Below are 20,447 nucleotides of genomic sequence, written 5' to 3'. Positions count from 1 at the left end.
GGGCCGCCGGTCCTCAGCGGGCGCGCTGGTAGCCGAAGAACCCGCGCTTCTTGATCACCTCGCACACCTCCGACGGCACCATCGACGTCCAGGTCTCGTCGTCCGTGGGGATCCGCCGGAGCACGTCGCGGCTGAGGATCGGCAGGTAGTCGGGCTTGTAGTTGTCCAGGCCCACGAAGCTGCCGCGCCGGTACAGGTAGTCGTAGAGCGGCTGGAGGCCCTCGCCGACGGCGAGGGTGTCGACGGTGACCACCTCGCCGTCGCGCAGCATGGGGTAGACGAAGAGCTTCAGCTCGTTCTTGAACAGCCGGCCGAAGCTCTCGAGGATGCCGCCGGGCAGGGCGGCGTGGTTGGCCTCGTGGAACAGGTCGGCGAGGCTCGGGACCCCCATGACCATGCCGATGCGGCCGTCGGTGCGCCACGCCAGGTAGGCGGCCAGCCGGTGGTAGGCGACGTAGTCGGAGATGAGCACGGTCATCCCGCAGGCGGCCAGCAGGTCGGCGCGGGCGAGGAAGTCCCGCCGGTCGACGACGTCGCTGCCGGCGCGCAGGTTGGCCATGGTCAGCTCGGTGAGCAGGAGGATGTCGCGGCCGGCGACCGCGGGGTCAGTCTCGAACTTCCCTCGGGCCGCCTCGAGCATGTCGATGTTGACGACGGTCGGCGGGCGGAAGCTGCCCCGCTCGACCAGGATCGCCTTCTTCCGCAGCACCTCGCTCGGCTGCAGCACCTGCCGGTCGGGCCCGAACATCGCCGCGCCGCTGAGCCCGAGCTGGACCAGCTTGAGGGCCATCAGCCGGTTGTCGACGGCGCGGAACTCGATCCCCCTCATCTCGATCATGTCGACCTCGATGCGGCCGGTGGTCAGCCGGTCGAGCAGGCTCTCCACGAGCTCGTCGGGCTGGTGGTGCTGGAAGAACGCCGCGTGCAGGAGGTTGACCCCGACGACGCCGAGGGCCTCCTGCTGCAGCGCGGCCTCGTCGTCGAGCATCCGCACGTGGAGGACGACCTGGCTGGGCTCGTCGCGGGGGTGGGACTGGAACTTCACGCCCATCCAGCCGTGGCACTCGTTCCCGCCCCGGTAGCTGCGCGCCACCACCGTGTCGGCGAAGGCGAAGAACGCCGTGTCGTCCCCGCGGTCGTCGCCGAGCCGGTCGAGGTTGAGCTGGAACTCGTGGTCGAGCATGGCCTGCAGCCGGCCCTTGGAGACGTACCGGTCGGCCTTGCCGTACACCGCGTCGCTGACCGCCATGTCGTAGGCCGACATGGTCTTGGCGACGGTGCCCGCCGCGCCGCCGGCCCGGAAGAACCAGCGGGCGACCTCCTGGCCGGCGCCGATCTCGGCGATGGTCCCGTACCAGCGGGGGTCGAGGTTGACCCGCAACGCCTTCTGGAGCGTGTCCGCGCCGGCGTCCATGAGCGCTCCCCTTCCGGTGAGTGGCGGCGAGAGTAGCCCCGCCGGGCGCTCACGAGCACGTGTGGACGGGCGCGATCGGGACCGTGATCACGCCCGTCGTCGGCCGCCGCGGAGCAGCGCCTCGACCTCGTCGACGGCCGACGGCCCACGGGCGGCCTCCGCGGCGAGGACGGCGGCCATCCGGCCCGCGCCCTCCCGGTACCGGGGTTCGGCCAGGACCCGCTGCACGGCGTCCCGGATGGTGGCCGGCTCCGACCGCCGGGAGATCCGCAGCCCGGCGCAGCGGCGCACGACGCGCGCGGCGTTGTCCTCCTGGTCCCGCCCGTGCGGCAGGCACACCATCGGCACACCGGCGGCCAGGGCCTTGACCACGGTGCCGTGCCCGGCGTGGGTCACCACGGCCGACGCCTCCCGCAGCACCACCGCGTGCGGTGCGGAGGGGACGACGCTGACGTTGCCGGCACCCCGGACCTCCTCGGCGCGGAGACCGGGGCCCAGGGTGAGCAGCCCGCGGACCGGGAGCGCGGCGAGGGCGCGGACGACCCGGCCGAGCACCTCCTGGTGCGCCTGGTAGGTGGAGCTCATCGCGACCAGGACCAGCGGCTCGTCGCCCGGCGGCACCGGCACCGGCCCGGCACCGGCCCACGCCGGGTCGTCGACGAGCGGGCCCACGTAGCGGACGTTGGCCGGCAGGTGGTCCGGGGGCGGGTCGAACGTCGGGCTGGTCATGACCAGGACCCGGGCGCAGCGGTCCAGGGCGCCGAAGACGCCGTCCACGGGCGCCAGCCCCAGGTCGGCGCGGGCGGCGTTGAGCCGCGGCAGGCCGAGGTCGACGAACCGGCTGAACAGGGCCGGAGCCGCCCGGTCGCGCAGCCGGCCGAGCGGGCCCCGGGCGGGCTGCCACCCACTGCCGAGCACCGGACGGCCCCGGGTCGGCCGCATGTAGATGCTCGGCATCAGGGCCGCGGTCGGCCGCCCGGACCGCTCCGCGCCGGCCAGTGCCCCCACCAGCGCCAGGTCCACCAGGACGACGTCGGCCGGAGCCTCCTCCAGCGTGGCCAGCACGTCCCGCGCGAAGAGCCCGGCGGCGCCGAAGAGGAAGTCGCCCACCGTCCGCACGAACCGCACGGCCTTCGCGGGGGTGCGCAGGTCCCAGTCTCGGGCCGCCGCGCGGTCCCGGTCCACGGCGTTGCCGGAGGGAGCGGTCGGCCACGGCGTGAACGCGCACCCGGCCGCGCGCGCCTCGCCGGCCACGCTCGGCTCGCTCAGCACGTGGACGCGGTGCCCGCGCCCGGTGAGCCGACGGGCCAGTCCCATCTGCGGCGGCACGTTGCCTCCGCCCTGGAGGGTGACGAGCAGGACGGTGCCCGGGCGGGAAGCGGCCATGGGGCAGTCTTCGCCGTCGTCCGCGGGGTCAGGGAGTGGGTGCCGCGCGCTCCTCCGCCCGGGGAGTCAGGGCACGACGTCGGGGATGATGTTCTGGCTGTCCTTCGGCGGCCGCACGTAGTCGTCCTGCACCGGGGGCCGGGGCGGCAGCGTCGGCGGCTCGGGGGTGAGGTCCTCGTAGGGGACCTGGGCGAGCAGGTGGTTGATGACGTTGAGGCGGGCCCGCTTCTTGACCTCGGCCTCGACCACCCACCACGGCGCCTCCGGGATGTCCGTGGCGGCGAACATCGCGTCCTTGGCGCGGGAGAAGTCGACCCAGCGGTTGCGGGCCTCGAGGTCCATCGGGCTCAGCTTCCAGCGCTTGGTCGGGTCCTTGAGCCGGGCCTGGAAGCGCTTCTCCTGCTCGACGTCGCTGACCGAGAACCAGTACTTGATCAGCGTGATCCCGCTGCGGACGAGCATCCGCTCGAACTCCGGGCACGAGCGGAGGAACTCGCGGTACTCCGCCTCGGTGCAGAAGCCCATGACCCGCTCGACGCCGGCGCGGTTGTACCAGGACCGGTCGAACAGGACCATCTCGCCCTTCGCCGGCAGGTGCGCGACGTAGCGCTGGAAGTACCACTGGCCCCGTTCGCGGTCGGTCGGCGCCGCGAGCGCGACGACGCGGGCGGCACGGGGGTTGAGGGTCTCGGTGATCCGCTGGATCGCCCCGCCCTTGCCCGCCGCGTCCCGACCCTCGAAGACGACGACGACCCGCAGGCCCCGGGCCCGGATGAACTCCTGCTGCTTGACCAGCTCGATCTGCAGCCGGGCGATCTCCTTCTCGTAGTAGGCCTTGTCCACCTTCGCGGTCGACTGCGGCGCTTCTTCCACCGACGGCGCTGATCTACGGGCTGCTGCCATGCTGCGGAGGATCGACCCGACGCGGCAGGTCGGCAACCCGGGTCGGTCTACCGATGACTCCCCCGGCTCCCCGCCGTCTGACCTGCATGAGGCAACGGGAGACGGACCTGCGGAGGGTCGGCGTCGCATCCGCGGCGGCCGTGGCCGCGAGCGGCGCCTGGTACGCGGCGTTCGGGAAGGAGCTGGCCCGGCTGGACGACGCCTACGCCGACCCCTCGACGCCGGCCTGGGTGCTGCCGGTCGAGCTGGTGCGCAGCGGCACGGTCGCGGCGGCCGTGGCGGCCCTCGCCGCGCGGACCGGGGTGACCACGACGCGGGAGGCGGTGACGCTCGGGCTGACGCTGTGGGGCGCCTTCCCCGTCGTCCTGCTCACCGGCTCCGTCGTCCACGAGAGGGTGCCGTGGCGGCAGGCCGCGATCCACGCGGGCGACTGGCTGGTGAAGCTGGTGCTGATCTCGGCGGTCGCCGGCCGAAGCGGCCGGAGGGCCGACTGGGCCGCCCGATGACCGCGGGCTCAGCGAGTGCCGGGCTCGCTGCTACCGGCCACCTACAGGCGCGGGAGTCGTCCGCGGCTCTCAACGTCGGTTGGGTCGAGCCGCGACGCCGTCGGGCGCCAACAGCTCGCCGACATCCGTTCCCATGGCGCGCGCTGCGGTGACGCATCCGTGACGTGTCGCCGGGATGGTGGACCGTCGAGTTCGACGGATCCATTCGCGAGCGGCCGATGGAGCTGCTCGGTCGAGGAGCCGAGCCCGCGTCTCCCATCGACCGCTGAGCGCTGCGATCCGGCCTCAACGGCGAGGAACGCTCATGACCGGTTACGAACCTTCGTCAAGCGGTGTCGGCCCCTTCTCGGTCCTCCAGGCGCTCAACCGCTCCCTGAAAGAGGTGCAACTCAGAGATCGCACTTACGCCTTCTTCGTCCTTGCACTGACCCTTCTGGGTACAGCCATCGTCTCCACCTCGACCGACGAGGAGACGAGAAGGACCACGATCATCGTCGTCGCGATTGTCGTCCTCGCCGGCTCCGCCATCACTCTTGCGTTGTCCCTGCGCGATGCGCGAGAACAGCGGTTCTGGATAGTCGACTACGAACCGCGCCAGGCGGCGGCCCGGCTGGCCGATGGGCTCTGGTGGCAATACGTGCTGGTCCCCAGCGGAGACGGCGGAGCGAGACTGGAAGCCGTGACCCTGCTGGAGATCCGTTTGTCCGGCTCCGTGGATGCGTTCGACCTGTCCGGCAGGCAGTACGACTCACAAGGCCTGTTCCTGGCCTGGTGGGGTGCCACCGCCGTGGCCATCGAGAGGCTCGCACCCGTCCGCCTGTTCTACAGGTTCGAGGGCCATACCTACAAGTACGAGGACGAGCTGGTCGGGCCGGTCATGGGTATCGGCGAGTTCCACTTCGAGGTCGGTGAGAAGATCAGGAGTGCCAATCTCGGCCACGGATGGTTCCTCACCGGTCAACCGACAGGCGAGATCCTGTCATTCGCCAACCAGCGACAAGTCGACCTCGTACGTGTCAAGCCTGGCGACCGAAAGATCCTGGAGAACGCCTACACCGACGAGGAGATCGACAACCGTCGACGGTTGATCGCCTCCCACTTCACGAGCCGGGATCAGCTGTACCGACTCGGGGAGTCGGCTCCGCACAAGCGCGACCGGCCCTCTCTGGACGGCGATCCCAGTTCTGGGAGAACGGCGGTTCAGACGGCGACTGACGTCCTCCCGGCCGGGGCGAGCCGCTCGACTTCTGACGCCTCGCCAACTCCCCCGTAACCTCGGTGGATGAGCGTCGCCCCGCCGCCGACCATCGCCCTCGGCAACCGCTTCGCCAGCGAGCTCGCCGAACTGGCGCTCCCCTGGCAGGCCGACGCCGCCCCCGACCCGCAGGTGCTGGTGCTCAACGAGCCGCTGGCCACCGAGCTCGGCCTCGATCCTGGCTGGCTGCGGTCCGACGAGGGCCGGCGGCTGTTGGTCGGCAACCTCGTTCCCGAGGGGGCCACCCCGGTGGCGCAGGCCTACGCCGGGCACCAGTTCGGCTGGTACGCCCCGCGGCTCGGCGACGGCCGCGCCCTCCTGCTCGGTGAGCTCGCCGACGCCGACGGCCGCCTCCGCGACCTGCACCTCAAGGGCTCCGGGCGCACGCCGTTCTCCCGCGGTGCGGACGGCCTCGCCGCGGTCGGTCCGATGCTGCGCGAGTACGTCGTCAGCGAGGCGATGCACGCGCTCGGCGTCCCCACGACGCGCTCCCTCGCCGTCGTGGCGACCGGGCGGCAGGTGCGCCGCGAGACCCTGCTCCCGGGCGCCGTGCTCGCCCGGGTCGCCGGCAGCCACCTGCGCGTGGGGACCTTCCAGTACGCCCGGGCGACCGACGACGTCGACCTGCTGCGCCGCCTGGCCGACCACGCGATCGCGCGCCACCACCCCGGCGCCGCGGCGGCCGAGCGCCCGTACCTGGCGCTGTTCGAGGCGGTGGTCGCCGTCCAGGCCTCGCTCGTGGCCCGGTGGATGCTCGTGGGGTTCGTCCACGGGGTCATGAACACCGACAACACGACCATCTCGGGCGAGACCATCGACTACGGGCCCTGTGCCTTCCTGGAGGCGTTCGACCCCGCCACGGTCTACAGCTCGATCGACGAGAGCGGGCGCTACGCGTACGGCAACCAGCCGCTGGTGGCCGAGTGGAACCTCGCCCGGCTCGCCGAGGCCCTCCTCCCGCTCATCGACGACGACCCGGAGACGGCGGTCGCGCTCGCGGTGGAGTCCCTCGGCGCGTTCCGCCGTCGGTACGGCGCGGCCTGGTCGGCCGGGATGCGCGCGAAGCTCGGTCTGCCCGAGGGTCTGGACGACGCGGTGGCCTCGGCGCTGGGCGACGAGTGGCTCGCCCTGCTCCGGCGGGACCACGTCGACCACACGTCGTCCTTCCGCGCACTGGGTGCGGCCGCTCGCGGCGACGTCGACCCGGCCCGCAACCTGTTCCTGGACCTCGCGGGGTTCGACGCCTGGCTGGAGCGCTGGCGCGCCCTGCTTCCGGACCCCGATGCGATGGACCGGGTCAACCCCGCCTACATCCCCCGCAACCACCTCGTCGAGGAGGCGCTCGCGGCCGCGACCGACGGCGACCTGGGGCCGCTGGAACGGCTGCTCGACGCGGTGACCGACCCGTTCGGCGAGCGGCCGGGCCTGGAGCGCTACGCCGCCCCGGCCCCGCAGGACTTCGGCGCCTACCGGACGTTCTGCGGGACCTGAGCGCGCGTCACTCCTCGTCGATCGGGCCGGCGCCGGCCCACCAGGCCACGATGTCGAGGGCGCGCAGCGGGGTGATCGGCGGTCCGGCGGCGAAGCTGGTGAGGTCCTCCCAGAACGGGAGCTCCCGCTCGAGGTCGGCCCGCACGGCCTGGGCGAACAGCATCGAGAAGTCCGCCCAGGACCTGGCCTCCGGGGGCACGGGGGCGTCGACGCCGTCCTGGTAGACGCTGCGGACCCGCTCGTCGTAGAGAGGGATGAACGCCGGCCGCTTCCGGTGGAGCACCTTCGACAGCACGGTGCCCCTCACCCCGCCCACCCCGGGACCATCGAGCACCGCGAACAGGCGGGCGAGCAGGCGGTGGTCGGCCGGCCGCGCGTCCAGCAGGGACAGGTCCGGCGGGAGGTCGTCGAGCGCCGACTGGAGCGCCGGCCGCACCCGCTGCAGGTTCTCGTACGTGGTCACCGCGAGGTGCCGGACGTTGAGCAGGACCGGCGCCAGGAAGTCGCCGTCGACGAGAGGTCCCCGCGCTCCCGCGGCGTCGAAGCCGTCGTAGGAGGGGTAGGACCAGCCGACGCCCTCGGTGAGGTACCGCCGGGCGAACGCGCGGGCCTCGCCGCGGTCGACCGTCCGTCCACCGATCGTCAGGGTGCACATCAGCCCACCGTCGCATCCGCTGTGGGCCGGGCGGTCGCGGTTGACCGGCCGGGGCACCCGGAGGGGTGGGGTGGTTCTGCGGCCCCCTCGAGACCTGCGAACTCGTGGCGATCAGCGCGCGATGGCCACGACTTCGCAGGTCTGGCGCGTGGCCGGCGGCTGCCGTGCGGGGATCAGCCGCCCGGCACCTGGAAGTCGGTCAGCGTGGCCGAACCCTCGATGACCGCGGCGAACGGCGCGGCGACGTCGAACACGGCGACACCACCGGCTGGGAACCCGGCCTCGACGGCACGCCGGGCAACCGGATCGCCGCGACCGTCGTCGAGGGTGCTCACGAGTTCCGCGACCGACGGGTTGTGCCCGACGACCGCCAGGATCCGCACGTCCTCGGAGGTCTCCCGGACGGCGGCGAGCAGCGCCTCGACCGTGTTGTCGTAGATGCGCGAGTCGACGATCGGCTGCCGTCCCGATTCCAGCGCGGCACTCGCCTGCGCCCAGGTCTGCGCCGCCCGACGGGCCGGAGACACGAGCGTCGTGTCGGGCACCATCCCGGCCTCGGCCAGCCAGGTCCCGATCGCCGCGGCCTGCCGTCGGCCTTTCTCGGTGAGCGGCCGGTCCGCATCGACGTGGCCGCCAGCGGCCCTGGCGTGGCGGATCAGCAGGAGTCTGTGCAGCTGCACCGGCCGAGTCTGGCACCTTCCCGCGCGCGGGCTCACCCCGAGTCGCGGACCCGCGGCGTGGTCGCCCCCTCGAGACCTGCGAACTCGTGGCGATCAGCGGGCGATGGCCCCGAGTTCGCAGGTCTCGCGTGTGGTCAGCGGCTGCCGCCGCCGATCATCGGGTCGTCGCCGGTGTCGCGCACGCCCTTCTCCACGCCCTCGGTCGACGGCGCGGTGGTGTAGCCCTCCGGGTGCGACTCCTCGACCAGCACGTCGTCACGCACCGCGTCGTCGGGTGGCTGCGGGACGACGGCCACCTCCTGCGGCTGGACCACGCCCTGCTCCGTCTCGGACTGCTGGCCGCTCCTGGACGTCGCCGCGGCGACACCTGCGGCCGCGACGCCGGCCACGGCTGCCGCGCCGGCGATGACGCCCTTCGCCGACACCCCTGCCTTCCCGCTGTCGCCCTCCGAGCCGAAGGCGGCACCGACCCCGGGCGTGCCGACGTCGAGGTCCTCGTTCACCGAGCCCCGCCAGGCACCGCTGGCGTAGCCCTGGTCCTCGATCAGCGCCTTGAACCGCTCCAGGTCGGACTTCACCTGCCGCTCGACGATGCCGAGCTTGTCGCCGACCTGCTCCACGAGACCCTCGGGCTCGTACTCCAACTGCAGGTAGACGATGGTCGAGTTCGCCCCGGCGGGCTCGAACCGGACCGCACCCGCGTTCGTCGCGCCGCTCGTGGCGGCCCAGGCGACCTTCTGGTCCGGCACCTGCTCCAGGATCGCGGCCTCCCACTCCCGCTTCACACCGGCGATCTCGGCGACCCAGTGCAGTCGCTGGTCGTCCAGCTGGCGGACCTGCTTCACCCCGCCCATGAAGTGCGGGAAGTCCTCGAACTGGGTCCACTGGTTGTAGGCCGTGGTCACCGGTACGTCGACCTGGATCGACTTCTCCACCTTGGTCGTCATCGCGCGCCCTCCCTCGTCTCAGGACTTCCGGAACAACGTGTCCCAGCGCTACCCCGGGTGCCGGTAGGTGAAGCCCGCGGCCGCTGAGGGCCTCGTGGCGCGGGGGCGTTCAACCCTGCGCCTGGCACCAGTCCTGCAGGTCCTCCCGGGCAGCCCGCCAGGGATCGGCATCGCTCTCGTCCAGCGTCGGGCGGGTGGCGAGACCGTCGTGGAGGGCGGTGACGGCGGCCATGGCCGGCGCCGCTGCCTCGGGCAGTCCGGCCCCGACCCGGTACACCGCCGCCCACGCCCGATCCCACGCCGCGCGCATCTCCGCGGCGGTGGCTGCCCGGTCGCCGCCACCCCCGCCCTCGGCCAGCGCCTCGGTCTCGTAGGCGGTGACCGCATCCGTGAGCGCCGCGACCGCGTCGGCACATGCCACGGCCATCGGCGACGAGGTGACCGAGGCCGGTACGGGGGCCGCCTGCTCCGGCTCGCCCGCGTCGGGGTGGACCGCGCCCGGGTCCGGTGGAGCCGGGTCGGGCGGCGCCGGGTCGGGCGGCGCCGGGTCGGGGTCGGGCGGGGCCGGGTCGGGCGGGGCGGGGTCGGGCGCGGCCGGCTCGGGGACGACCGTCACCAAGACCGTGGCGACGGGTTCACCCGCCGACTCCTCCCCGCTGCAGCCGCACAGGGCCAGGGCGGTCGCCAGGAGCACCGGCCCCACCCGCTGTCCCCGGGTGCGCATGCCCGACGGTGACACCGTCGAGGGGACGGCGCAGAGGCAGGGCGCCCGCGAACGGGTGTTCCCGTCGCGCCGTCACCGAGCGGCAGGACAGCCGCTCACCCCGCTGGGCCGGATCGCCTGGACGGGGTCCAGCAGCTGGGGGCGACGGATGGCCGGCGCGGCCCTCCTCAGCCGGCTATCGGATGGCGGCCCAGGAAGTCGGCCATGGCTCTGGCCACCGGCGGGGATTGCTGGATGTGCAGGAGGTGGCCGACGCCGTCGATCGTGCGCTCCTCGACCTGCCGGAGTGAGGAACGGAGGAAGCCGGCGACCTCCACCCACAGCGGCTGGGTGTCCGCGCCGAGCACCGACAAGACGGGGCGATCGATGGCGGCAGCCTCCTCGGACCTGAACGCCCACTCGGCCAGGGCCGGCAGCTCGACGCCGAAGAAGGTGTCCGCGTCCTTGACCGCCTGCTCCACGGCGCCCGGTAGCCGCTCGTCGAGAACCGCCCGGCAGGTCACCCAGTCGACGCCGCCCACGACACTCAGGAACCGGGCCACCGCTCCCTCGTGGTCGCCGCTGCCGTACGCCTCGAACGCGGGGCCGACCTGCTGGAAGAAGGCCTCGCCGCTGGGCACGGAGAGCAGCGACAGCTCCAGCAGGGCCAGCGTGTGCACGCGATCCGGGCAGTCCAGTGCCAGCTGGGCCGCGACCGCCGCGCCGCTGGAGTGGCCGGCTATGTGGGCGCGCGGCACGCCCAAGTGCGCCAGGAGCGCCCCGGCGTCGGCAGCGTGCGTCGCCACGCTCACCGGCGGCGGCGAGTGGGTGCTGCTGACCCAACCCCGCTTGTGGTACCGGATCAGCTGATAGCGGCCGGCGAGCGCCGGTTCTGAGAGCAGCGGCAGGAACCCGTCGGCGAGGACGGGGCTGATGAGCAGCACGGGTTCACCGGATCCGACCACCTCGTAGGCGAGTTCGACGTCGTTGACGGTTGCACGCTCCATGACTTCTCCTCGGATGCCTCGCTGATTCGGGGGTTCGTGGTCCCCACCCGAGATGCGGAAGGAGGACTGTTACGGCGGTAACCGCCACGGTTACGGCGGCCGTCGGACACGGCAGGGGCGCGATGAGCGGTGGCGCTGAGCACGGCCTCGTGGAGCGGGCACGGGTGGCAGCTTCCCGAGGCGCCTGGCAGCAGGCCTTCGACCTGTTCATCGAGGCGGACGCGAACGGCCTCCTGGAGGCCGCCGATCTCGAGGCGCTCGGCGAGGTCGCCTATACGGCCGGCCAGCTGGATGTGACCATCGAGGCGTGGGAGCGGGTCCACGCCGCCGGTCTGCAAGCCGGAGACCATCTCGCGGCCGCGGGAGCCGCCGTGCGCGTCGCCATGCACCTGCTCTTCGACACCGCCCTCATGGCCCCGGTGCGTGGCTGGTTGGCACGAGCGGACGGGCTTCTGGAGGATCGAGGCCCGACACCTGTGCACGCGTGGCTGGGCGTCGTCCGCGCGTACGAGCGGATGCTGACCGGCGACCTGCCGAACGCTCGGCGCTGGGCGCGCCAGGCCATCGAGGTGGGTTCGACGTGTGATCCAGCCGCGGCCACCATCGGACAGGTCGCACAGGCCCGGTTGCTCATCCTGGACGGCGATGTCCGGCGCGGTCTGACGCTGCTCGACCAGGCCGGGGTGACGGCCGTGTCCGGGGACCTCGATCCCCTCTCGACCGGGGTCGTCTACTGCGAACTGGTGTGCGCTCTACAGGGCCTGGCCCAGTACGACCTGGCCGAGCAGTGGACCGAAGCGATGGAACGCTGGGGCGAGAGGAGTGCCATCGGGAGCCTCCACGGGCGCTGCCGGGTCCACCGCGCCGAGATCCTCCGGCTCCGGGGGGCGTGCAGCGAGGCGGAGGGTCAGGCGCTGATGGCCTGCGAGGAACTACGCCCCTACCTGGGACGCGAGCTCGGGTGGCCGCTGAACGAGCTCGGACGCATCCGCCTGCACAAGGGGGACATCGCGGGTGCGGAGGAAGCCCTGCTGGCCAGCCACCGCGCCGGGTGGGATCCCCAACCGGGTCTGGCTCTGGTACGCCTGAGCCGGGGGGACGTGACCACCGCGGCCGCCTCCATCCGAGACGCGCTCGAGCGCCCTCTGCGGGTGCCGTGGAAAGAGCGCCCACCGGACACCGACCTGCAGCGTGCGCCGCTGTTGGAGGCGCAGGTCGAGATCGAGATCGCGGCCGGCGACGTCGTCCGCGCCCGATCGGCCGCGGACCAACTGCAACTCGTCGCCGCCCGTTTCCAGAACAAGGCCTTGACCGCCAGCGCCGCCCTCGCGCGCGGCAGGGTCCAGCTCGCCGACGGCGATGCGGCCCAGGCCGAGCAGTCCTTGTCCGAAGCGGTAGGACTCTGGAACGAAGTGGGCGCACCGTACGAGGCGGCACGCGCACGGATGGGCCTGGCCGAGGCACACGCCGCCAGCGGAAGCGAGCACCGGGCCGCCCTGGAGCGCCGAGCAGCCCGGACGATCCTCGACAGGATCGCGGCCGCGCCACTCGTGGACCCCCCCGGCGGCCAGGCTCCCCTGGACGGGCCGTCGGACGCCAGCGACAACGTCTTCCGTCGCGCGGGCGACTACTGGTCAGTGGTCTTCGACGGGCAGACGGTCCTCGTGCGCGACCTCAAGGGCATGCGGTACCTCGCACGGCTGCTCGCCCATCCGGGACACGAGTTCCATGTGCTGGACCTCGTCGCCGCGGAGGCCGGCACGAGTGCGCCCGGCGCCACCGGCCGGGCCGCAGAGGTCACGCACTCGACGTTCGGTGACGCCGGCGAGCTCCTCGACGCGCAGGCCAGGGACGCCTACCGGCGGCGCCTCACCGAGATCGAGGACGACATCGCCGAGGCGCGCGAGATGGGGGACGCCGGACGAGCCGCGCAGTCCGACGCCGAACGCGACTTCCTGGTGCACGAGCTCGCCCGTGCATTCGGGCTCGGTGGCCGTGGTCGACGAGCTGCGTCCTCGTCCGAGCGCGCCCGAGCCGGCGTCACCCGCGCGATCCGTCAGGCGATCGCGCGGATCGGTGAGCACCATCTCGAACTCGGCGAGCACCTGGACCGCACGATCCGCACCGGTACGTACTGCGCCTACGTCCCCGATCCCCGCGCGCCCGCCGGATGGGTGTTCTGACATCGGGAGGCGGCGGCCGGCGATCGACCCTTGCTGCAGCTACACATCGAAGCGGAACTCCACGGAGGTCGCCGTCCTGCCCGACGTGGTCCTCGCCCTCCATGCGCACCGAGCCGCGGGACTGCGCCTCGGCGCCCCGCTGGTCAGTCATCGGTCCCGGGGAGGTGTGTCCGCACGCGTGTGGGATTCAGCCGCCACAGCCGGTAGACCCACGGCAGGTCGTAGATGACGACGTAGGCCGTGTACGGGGTCAATGCGTGGCGCGAGTGTGCGTCCCCCGCAACCGATCGCTGTAGCGCCACCAGAGGAACGATGAAGGCGCACAGTCCGACGACGCCGGCACGAGTGCTTCGACGGCCGAAGAAGGCTCCGTTCCAGGCCTCGTTGCCGACGATGACCGCCACGCTCCATGCGGTGCTCCTGGCGTCGCGACGGTCGATGCTCCGTGCCAGCACGTAGCCGATGACCCCGTAGTAGAGCCCAGCAACGACCACGAGAGCAGGCATCGGCAACTGCCAGCGCGGAGCTGTGAGGCCTCGGAACCAGTCCATCGCCGCCTTGCCGACGAAGGCGTTCCCGGCAACCGCGGCCACCCCTGTGCAGACGCTCGCCCGCACCAAGGACTGCCGCCTCATGCGGATGGGCACGGTCGTGGCCGCAGGAGGGTTCTGGATGGTCATCGGGGATCTCCTGTCCGGTGAGTAGGGCGTGCCGAGACGCGGCCCGGGATTACGACGAACTCGGGCGATGTCACGACGGGCCGGACCGTCAGCTGGTCGGCGTGCCCGTGACGGCGCTCTCGCAGCCGCCGGAGCGCCCATAGGAAGGCGACGTCCCCGAGCACCAGGCCGACCAGCGCAGGCGCGGTCATCGCCCATCCGGTGCCGTCCCCGGAGACGACGCCTCACAGCAGCTTGGCGCCGGCCATGAGGTTGAGGATGACCAGCCCCCACCCGACGGACCGCTTCCAGAACGCGAGACAAAAGGCGGCGAGTGACAGGGGAGCGACCAGCGCCAGCAGGGTCTTCTGGGCGTTCCAGTTGCCGGTGAGCCACTTCCGCTCGAAGTCGAGGAACTCCAGGACCTGCGGATCGGGCTGCGCCGGCGCCGGGAACCAGAAGATGCTGGATGCCAGCGCGACGAGGGTGCAGGCCATGCCCCAGCCGCTGCGTCGGTAGGCGAACCACGCCAGCGGCAGGAGGAACAGCGGCCTGATGTACCAGCTGAGCGGGTTGGCGTGGCGGTCGAAGGCCCAGTCGCCGAAGTCGGCCAGGCAGTGCGGGATGTCCACGACGGTCTCCCAGGAGTGGATGTGACTGGTACGGGGTGATCGACGACGCCTGTCATCAGTGCGACGAGCGCGACGATCCCGAGGGCATCTCTCTCGACGATCGGCGCGCCACGGCGATGGGTCGACGCTGTGCTCCATCCCGGTACTCCATGGAGGAGCGATCCATCTGCGCGACCGCACGGCTCAGGTGGGGCGCATCACTCGGGGCGCTGCATCGCGGCGATACCGGCCTGCCAGGCCTGCTCGGTGATCCCGTCCTTGGGGAAGCGGTCCGTCAGCTCGAGCAGGACCATGCCGTGGATGAAGGCCCACGCCGCGCGAGCCCGGGCGGGGCTGCCCGTGGCTCGCTGGAGCGGCGCGGCGGTGCGCTCCTCCAGCCCCGGAGGCAGGTCCGCGCGAGGGAGGGGTCGATCGGTCATCAGCCGGTACAGGTGCGGGTGTCCGTGGGCGAAGGCGCGATAGGCCCCGACGAAGGCCGCCAGGGGCTCCGACGCTCCGTCAGTGGCCGTCTCGAACGCCTCGGCGGCCTCTTCGAAGCCTGCGATGATGATCGCGACCTCCAGCGCGTCCTTGCCGGGTACGTGCTTGTAGAGGGACGGGGCCCGGATCCCCAGGACCTCGGCGATCCGACGCATGGTCAGCGCGTCTGAGCCCTCCCGCTCCAGGACATCGCGGGCCACGGCCACGATCTCGCGCGCGCGGGTCGAGAGCGGGTCAGCCACGACGGCGCGACGTGGCGTGCTCCGCCCGGCTCTTGAGCGCCTCGTTCATCGCCTCGAACGCAGGCAGCGTCGTCCGGTCTAGCGACGCTGCGAGGAACGGGACGAGCACGCCTCGGAACTCCTCCAGCTGGATCAGCCGGGTGTCGCTGCCCCGCGGCTCGAGCGTGAAGGTGTGCTCGGCGTCCATCAAGCCGGGAATCCCCACCGTGCCGCGCCACCGCAATTGCCGGCCCACGTCCACCTCGATGAGCCGGGGGTGCAGGGTCGCCGCTCGACCGCCTACCGGCTGCATGGTCAGGGTCAGCCGACGGCCCGGCTCCACGACCCCCTCTGCCCGCACGATGAACGGATTCCACGCCGGATAGGCGGCGAGATCGGTGAGCACCCGCCAGACCTGGTCAGGTGTCGCAGCGATGTCGACGTCGGCGATCAGTCGCTTGGCCATGACGTTCCTCCTCCGCGCTGGCTAACGTTGTTAGCGCACAGAGTGGCTAACAACGTTAGCTCTCGTCAAGACCCTTGATGCTGATGGTCCTCCGGTAGAGAGCCGGGGCCAGATCACCCGCATGTCCGCCATGCTCAGGAGGCGGACGTGGAGCATCCGAGGTGCTGTTCGTCGGCGGCGGCAACCCGGCATCTCCCTTTGCGGCGGGGTTGATCCACAACGGCGCCTCGGACCTCACCCTCGTGGCCCCTCAGCCGGTGCACCGGTACAAGCCGCGGCTGAACCACGTCGCCGGCGGGCAGGCGACGACGGCGGATCTGGAGCGCCCGATGGGAGACGTCGTCCCCGACGGGTGCGGCTGGGTCCGCGACAGCGTCGAGACCGTCGATCCGGGCGCCATGACCGTGCGCACGCGCGGAGGGCGCACGCTGCACTCCTCGACCCTCGACCCTCGACCCTCGACCCTCGACCTCTGCCCCGGTCTGGTGGAGGACACCATGCCACCGGAACCGGCCTCCTGCGGCTCGACGGCGCTCAAGCCGCTGCTCATGGCGTGCGATCACTGGCGGCGCACCGGCGTCCTGGCAGACCTCGAGGTCCGGCTGGTCCTTCTGGACCGACCGCAACGGCCGCACCGGAGGACACCTCGACGGCACCTTCGCCAGCTACGGGGTGGAGGTACTGCGCGAGGCCGGCATCGAGCGGGTGGACTGGGACACCCACGCCATCACGGTCACCTCGCGGACGGGCCGACGGGTGCTCGAGGAGCTCGACTTCACCCCCACTGTCTCGCACCATCGGGCCGGGCTCCGCGCTGGATCGCGGAGGCCGGCCTCACCGCGGACTCGGTCCCTGGCCTCGTCGACATCGACCCGCACACGCTGCGCTCCCGACGGCACGAGTCGATCTGGACGATCGGCGATGCGGCCGACGTGGCGACCCGCCCGTCGGGCGGGGCGCTCCGGCACCAGGTCCAGATACTGGCCCATGACACGGCCGCCGCCCGGAACGGGAAGCCGATGCAGCGGTTCGACGGCTACACGGTCATGCCGATCACCGTGAGCCGACGGAAGCTGACGCTCGTCGAGGTCGATCGCGACAGCCGGCCGACCCCGTCGGTGCCGTTCGTCGATCCGATGAAGCCCCGCCGCACGACCTGGTTCGTCGACCGATACGTGCTGCCGGGATCTACTTCCGCCGCATCCTCCGGGCACGGGTCTGACACGCCATCAGACGCCGGAGCGAACGATCAGCGGGTCATCGGCAATCTGTGGACATCGACGGAGGGGGCTGTCGACCAAGCGCCTGTGCCGACGAGTGACGATCGAGCGGAACTACCGCCCCGGACGTCTGACCCCGTCAGGTGCGAGTCTCTTACCCGCGGCCTGACGCCTACCCGACGAGCCAACAGGACTCGGGACAGTCCCCTACAGGTCGCACGTCGAAGTGGAACCCCACACAGACGACATCGGTCAGCGGATCACCAACGCCCCGTCAGGTCGACCACTGGGAGCAAGGAATGGCGATAGTACTCGGCCTCTTCGACTTGCTCGCGTACGCGGTACCAGGATCGCTATACCTGACAGCTCTCGCGTACGCATCTCACCGAGCCGGTTGGATCGAAGTCCCGAGCCTTCTGGGTCTTCCCTCTCTGCTGCTGCTCACCGCCTTGGCTGTCGCGGCGTTCTTGACGGGACAGGCGTCAAGCCCTCTCGGTAGCATCATCGATCGATTAAACCCGTTCAGCTCGATCGAACCGTCGGTAGAGGCGAAGGAGGAGTTTCTTCGACGCAACGCCATTGCAACCCCGCGACGTTTCCTGCAGTTGGATCCGTTCACGCTCCTCGCCGCGCTGGAGGCGGACGACAACGAGGCTGCTGCTGAGATCTCGCGCTTGAGAGCCATCGGCCTGATGCTGAGTCGCTCGGTCCCCCCACTCGCCCTGGGCGCCTTGATGGCTCTCGTGGAGACCTTCACGAGTAGCTCTCCACTGTTTGCAGGACTGACCGCGCTCGTCCTCGCACTTGTCGCAGCGGGATGCCTGTACCAGTCTGCAGCATTCCGTAAGTGGGCGATCATCAGAACGTACGAGCTGTCCTACTGGAATGACGACATAGACGCAAGACTCCCCGATGACGAGTAGCGGGCGACAGAGGGCCTCCAGTCTTGCCAGGGCGCGCACCGCCGCTTCGGTCATGGATTGGTCACGCCAGGCGGCGCGATCGGCCAGGTGGCTCCCGTCGTGCGCCTCTACGAGGGCCTCCCCGTGCCCAAGACGGGTCACGCGGTGAGCTCGAGCCCGCCAGAGCGGATCTGCTGTCAGCCGGTGTCGCTGAGCAGGTCGGGACCCACGCGTGCCCCCGCCATGACGACCCGTGGAGGGGCCCGGGCCGTCAGTCGGAAAGGATCGAGGTCGCCTTGTCGACCGCCTGCCGGGTCAGTTCGTCAAAGCGCTCTTGCTGGCGGTCGGCCTCGGGATCGTCCTCAGAGCGGTCGACGCCCTCGGCCAGCACCAGCACGTCGCCGATGCGGACGATCATGGTGTCCCGCAGGATCGTGGGCCCGTCGTCGTGGTCGGCCTCCATCACCACGCCCACTGCCTCGTCGCCCAACTGCGGCGCCTCGCGCGAGAGCATCCTCACCGTGGCCGTGCTCCCGTCGGGCATCTCGTGCTCGAAGGACCGGCACTCCGACGTCATCGACGCGAACGCAGCGAACCTCTCCGTCGCCACCTCCGGTGACTCCCACAGGGAGACGGACTCGCCGAACGTCGGGACGGGCGGGTCGCCCTCGGCGTAGAGGCTCTGCGCCTCCCCCAGCCGGGTGGGGTCCGCTCCGGAGGTGACCACCCGCGTTTCGGGACAACCGTCGAAACCCCGCTCGTCGAGCGGCACCGCACCGAGGTCGACCCACCCCTCCCCCAGGTCGTCGGTGGTCAAGAGGGCCTCCTCCACCTCCGCCGGGGTGCCGGGTAGCGCGTCGGGGACGGAGGAGTCCGGGATGCCAGGAGTCGTCGGGTCTCCACCACAGGCGACCAGGACGGCAGCGATGCTGATGATGAAGGGGAGCCGACCGGACCACCGCGACTGCCGCCGGCGGGTCAGCCGTCCCTGTTCTGCCACATCCCCTCCTCATCCCCTCGGGCACGCTGCCCTGTGCGCGGCGCGGTGTCCATGCACGAGGGCGCACGCACCCTCACCAAGATCGGGGGAACGGGCGCCTGCCGGACCCGGCACCGAAGGCGACCGCCGTAGACCTGGGGCGAGGGACGGGACAGTTCGAACACCTCTTCGCAGGCGACCACTCGCTCGCGCGCCGGGATGGACGCGCACAGGCAGGTGAGCAGCCACATCTGGCCGGTGGGACATGGCTAACACTCTGTGCAGCGATCCCGGTGACCGTGAGCTCGAACACCTCTTCGCAGGTGACCACCCGCTCGCGCGCCGGGATGGCCGCGCACAGGCAGTTGAGCAGCGTCGTCTTCACAGACAGACATGCGTGGCCCGGAGTCGCCGTTCGGGACGACACCGCCGTGCCAACCAGCAGATCACAAGTCTCAGCCCGACGTGGCGGACGGTGTCACACAAGGCCGTCCCAGCTCATTCAGGCCAAGCACACTGCCGTCCAATACCGGCCCATGCCCTCGGTGTCCGTGCAGTACGCGGCCACGCAGTAGTCCGAACAGAGCCTCTACACGTCCCGGCCGACCGGCTCGCGCAAGGCGGGCCGCCATGGGCAGTAACACCTGAGGGCCGTAGACCTATCCAGCGGGAGCATGGCGCTTGGCCGAGTGACTGTCTCGGTGCGCTTGAGGTTGAACCGCCCCGGGATTGATGGAGGCTTCCAACCACCGAAGGACGGAAGTCATGGCGGCACCGCGGAAGTACCCCGACGAGCTGCGTGAGCGGGCGATCCGCCTCGCGCTCGATCTGGTGGAGGGGCCGGAGAAGCTGAGCGTCAACGCCGCGTGCAAGCGGGTCGGCGAGCAGTTGGCGATCGTGCCGGACTCGCTGCGGAACTGGGTGCAGCAGGCCCGCATCGACGCGGGCAGCGCGCCGGGTCTGACGACCGACGAGCGGGCGCGACTGGTCGAGCTGGAGCGGGAGAACCGTGAGCTGCGCCGGGCCAACGCGATCCTCAAGAGCGCGTCGGCTTTCTTCGCAGCCGAGCTCGACCGGCCATCCCAGGCTGATCGACTACATCGACCAGCATCGTCAGGAGTTCGGAGTCGAGCCGATCTGCCGCGCGCTCACCGAGGCGGGCGCGGCGATCGCTTCGAGCACCTACTACGCCGCGCGGACCAGACCTCTCTCGGATCGGGCGGTCCGCGACGAGCAGCTCTAGCCCGAAATGGGGCGGGTCTTCGAGGCGAACCTCGGCGTCTACGGAGTCCGCAAGGTCTGGCGGACCCTGAAGCGCGAGGGCCATCGGGTGCCGCGCTGCCAGGTCGAGCGGCTGATGCGCGACCTCGGCCTGGCTGGCGCGGTGCGCGGCAAGGTCAAGCGGACCACCGTCCCGGCGCCGACGGTCGACACCCGCCCCGATGACCTGGTGCAGCGCGTCTTCCGGTCCTCGGCGCCCAACCGGCTGTGGGTGGCCGACCTGACCTACGTCGCGACCTGGTCGGGCTGGGTGTACGTCGCCTTCGTCATGGACGTCTACTCGCGGCGCATCGTCGGCTGGCGCTGCTCGACCTCGCTGCGCACCGACCTGGCTGCCGACGCCCTCGAGCAGGGGCTGTGGCAGCGCGCCGTCGACGGCCACGGAGTCCGCGGGCTCATTCACCACACCGACCGCGGGTCGCAGGGCGGACTCAACCGGTCGTCGCAACACCCCGTGATCACGGAGGTGTTCGATGG

At 71.5% G+C, this 20,447-nt stretch carries 19 protein-coding genes, 1 pseudogene and 1 other annotated feature; of the genes and pseudogenes, 7 read left to right on the top strand and 13 right to left on the bottom strand.

Annotated elements, in window-relative coordinates; translation table 11 throughout:
- Positions 1-13: 13 nt before the first annotated feature.
- The 3 genes from MY520_RS02410 to ppk2 form a co-directional block, all read right to left on the bottom strand.
- Positions 14-1,414 (bottom strand): TonB-dependent receptor, encoded by a 1,401-nt coding sequence (locus MY520_RS02410; RefSeq protein WP_436689717.1) that lies wholly within the window; start codon positions 1,412-1,414, stop codon positions 14-16.
- Positions 1,415-1,501: 87 nt separating this feature from the next.
- Complete coding sequence (locus MY520_RS02405) at positions 1,502-2,800, bottom strand: nucleotide disphospho-sugar-binding domain-containing protein (RefSeq protein ID WP_436689715.1); 1,299 nt, start codon at positions 2,798-2,800, stop codon at positions 1,502-1,504.
- A gap of 66 nt (positions 2,801-2,866) precedes the next feature.
- Positions 2,867-3,703, bottom strand: a complete 837-nt coding sequence (gene ppk2, locus MY520_RS02400; protein ID WP_436689713.1) for a polyphosphate kinase 2 — start codon at positions 3,701-3,703, stop codon at positions 2,867-2,869.
- 86 nt (positions 3,704-3,789) lie between these two features.
- On the opposite strand from ppk2, the gene MY520_RS02395 reads away from it, so the two are divergent.
- The 3 genes from MY520_RS02395 (at position 3,790) to MY520_RS02385 (ending at position 6,955) form a co-directional block, all read left to right on the top strand.
- Positions 3,790-4,209, top strand: coding sequence for a DUF1761 domain-containing protein (locus MY520_RS02395; protein ID WP_436689711.1), 420 nt, complete (start codon positions 3,790-3,792; stop codon positions 4,207-4,209).
- A gap of 304 nt (positions 4,210-4,513) precedes the next feature.
- The gene (locus MY520_RS02390) at positions 4,514-5,482 is read left to right on the top strand and encodes a hypothetical protein (protein ID WP_436689709.1); all 969 of its coding nucleotides are present in this window, start codon (positions 4,514-4,516) and stop codon (positions 5,480-5,482) included.
- A 9-nt stretch (positions 5,483-5,491) separates the two neighbouring features.
- The gene (locus tag MY520_RS02385; protein WP_436689707.1) at positions 5,492-6,955 is read left to right on the top strand and encodes a protein adenylyltransferase SelO; all 1,464 of its coding nucleotides are present in this window, start codon (positions 5,492-5,494) and stop codon (positions 6,953-6,955) included.
- A 7-nt stretch (positions 6,956-6,962) separates the two neighbouring features.
- Here the strand turns inward: MY520_RS02385 and MY520_RS02380 are convergent, their stop codons facing one another.
- The 5 genes from MY520_RS02380 to MY520_RS02360 all read right to left on the bottom strand — a co-directional run bounded on the left by MY520_RS02380 (position 6,963) and on the right by MY520_RS02360 (position 10,947).
- Positions 6,963-7,610 carry a DUF6308 family protein gene (locus tag MY520_RS02380; RefSeq protein WP_436689705.1) on the bottom strand — a complete coding sequence of 216 codons (648 nt, stop codon included), beginning with the start codon at positions 7,608-7,610 and terminating at the stop codon, positions 6,963-6,965.
- Between the two features lie 173 nt (positions 7,611-7,783).
- Positions 7,784-8,290 (bottom strand): SixA phosphatase family protein, encoded by a 507-nt coding sequence (locus MY520_RS02375; protein ID WP_436689703.1) that lies wholly within the window; start codon positions 8,288-8,290, stop codon positions 7,784-7,786.
- Positions 8,291-8,424: 134 nt separating this feature from the next.
- Positions 8,425-9,237 carry an SRPBCC family protein gene (locus MY520_RS02370; RefSeq protein ID WP_436689701.1) on the bottom strand — a complete coding sequence of 271 codons (813 nt, stop codon included), beginning with the start codon at positions 9,235-9,237 and terminating at the stop codon, positions 8,425-8,427.
- Positions 9,238-9,346: 109 nt separating this feature from the next.
- Complete coding sequence (locus tag MY520_RS02365; protein WP_436689699.1) at positions 9,347-9,961, bottom strand: hypothetical protein; 615 nt, start codon at positions 9,959-9,961, stop codon at positions 9,347-9,349.
- Positions 9,962-10,128: 167 nt separating this feature from the next.
- Positions 10,129-10,947 (bottom strand): alpha/beta fold hydrolase, encoded by an 819-nt coding sequence (locus MY520_RS02360; RefSeq protein ID WP_436689697.1) that lies wholly within the window; start codon positions 10,945-10,947, stop codon positions 10,129-10,131.
- Between the two features lie 164 nt (positions 10,948-11,111).
- Here MY520_RS02360 and MY520_RS02355 point away from each other — a divergent pair, with 164 nt between their 5' ends.
- Positions 11,112-13,130 (top strand): transcriptional regulator, encoded by a 2,019-nt coding sequence (locus MY520_RS02355; protein ID WP_436689695.1) that lies wholly within the window; start codon positions 11,112-11,114, stop codon positions 13,128-13,130.
- A gap of 143 nt (positions 13,131-13,273) precedes the next feature.
- Here MY520_RS02355 and MY520_RS02350 read toward each other — a convergent pair whose 3' ends face one another.
- The 4 genes from MY520_RS02350 to MY520_RS02335 all read right to left on the bottom strand — a co-directional run bounded on the left by MY520_RS02350 (position 13,274) and on the right by MY520_RS02335 (position 15,588).
- Entirely contained in the window at positions 13,274-13,810 is a 537-nt protein-coding gene (locus MY520_RS02350; protein ID WP_436689693.1) for a tryptophan-rich sensory protein, read from the bottom strand.
- Between the two features lie 224 nt (positions 13,811-14,034).
- Entirely contained in the window at positions 14,035-14,421 is a 387-nt protein-coding gene (locus tag MY520_RS02345) for a hypothetical protein (RefSeq protein ID WP_436689691.1), read from the bottom strand.
- Positions 14,422-14,618: 197 nt separating this feature from the next.
- Complete coding sequence (locus MY520_RS02340) at positions 14,619-15,143, bottom strand: TetR/AcrR family transcriptional regulator (protein WP_436689689.1); 525 nt, start codon at positions 15,141-15,143, stop codon at positions 14,619-14,621.
- Positions 15,136-15,588, bottom strand: coding sequence for an SRPBCC family protein (locus MY520_RS02335; protein WP_436689687.1), 453 nt, complete (start codon positions 15,586-15,588; stop codon positions 15,136-15,138). The genes MY520_RS02340 and MY520_RS02335 overlap by 8 nt, the downstream gene beginning before the upstream one ends.
- Positions 15,589-17,107: 1,519 nt before the next feature.
- Between MY520_RS02335 and MY520_RS02330 the strand changes: the two genes are divergently transcribed.
- Positions 17,108-17,731: a hypothetical protein gene (locus tag MY520_RS02330; protein WP_436689685.1), complete on the top strand. Its 624-nt coding sequence runs from the start codon at positions 17,108-17,110 to the stop codon at positions 17,729-17,731.
- A 250-nt stretch (positions 17,732-17,981) separates the two neighbouring features.
- On the opposite strand, the gene MY520_RS02325 is transcribed toward MY520_RS02330, so the two are convergent.
- The gene (locus tag MY520_RS02325) at positions 17,982-18,482 is read right to left on the bottom strand and encodes a hypothetical protein (RefSeq protein WP_436689683.1); all 501 of its coding nucleotides are present in this window, start codon (positions 18,480-18,482) and stop codon (positions 17,982-17,984) included.
- A gap of 939 nt (positions 18,483-19,421) precedes the next feature.
- Here MY520_RS02325 and MY520_RS02320 point away from each other — a divergent pair.
- Together MY520_RS02320 and MY520_RS02315 are read left to right on the top strand one after the other, a co-directional pair.
- A pseudogene (locus MY520_RS02320) lies at positions 19,422-19,709 on the top strand (transposase); the annotation flags it as partial.
- Between the two features lie 29 nt (positions 19,710-19,738).
- Positions 19,739-19,866, top strand: a sequence feature (AL1L pseudoknot).
- Positions 19,867-19,938: 72 nt separating this feature from the next.
- The coding region (locus MY520_RS02315) for a DDE-type integrase/transposase/recombinase (protein WP_436689681.1) at positions 19,939-20,447 on the top strand (509 nt) is incomplete at its 3' end.

It is taken from the genome of Geodermatophilus sp. CPCC 205506 (assembly GCF_051383635.1).
GTDB lineage: Bacteria > Actinomycetota > Actinomycetes > Mycobacteriales > Geodermatophilaceae > Geodermatophilus.
The sequence above is the reverse complement of the archived record's forward strand: the minus strand, read 5'-3'. Positions and strand labels throughout refer to the sequence as shown.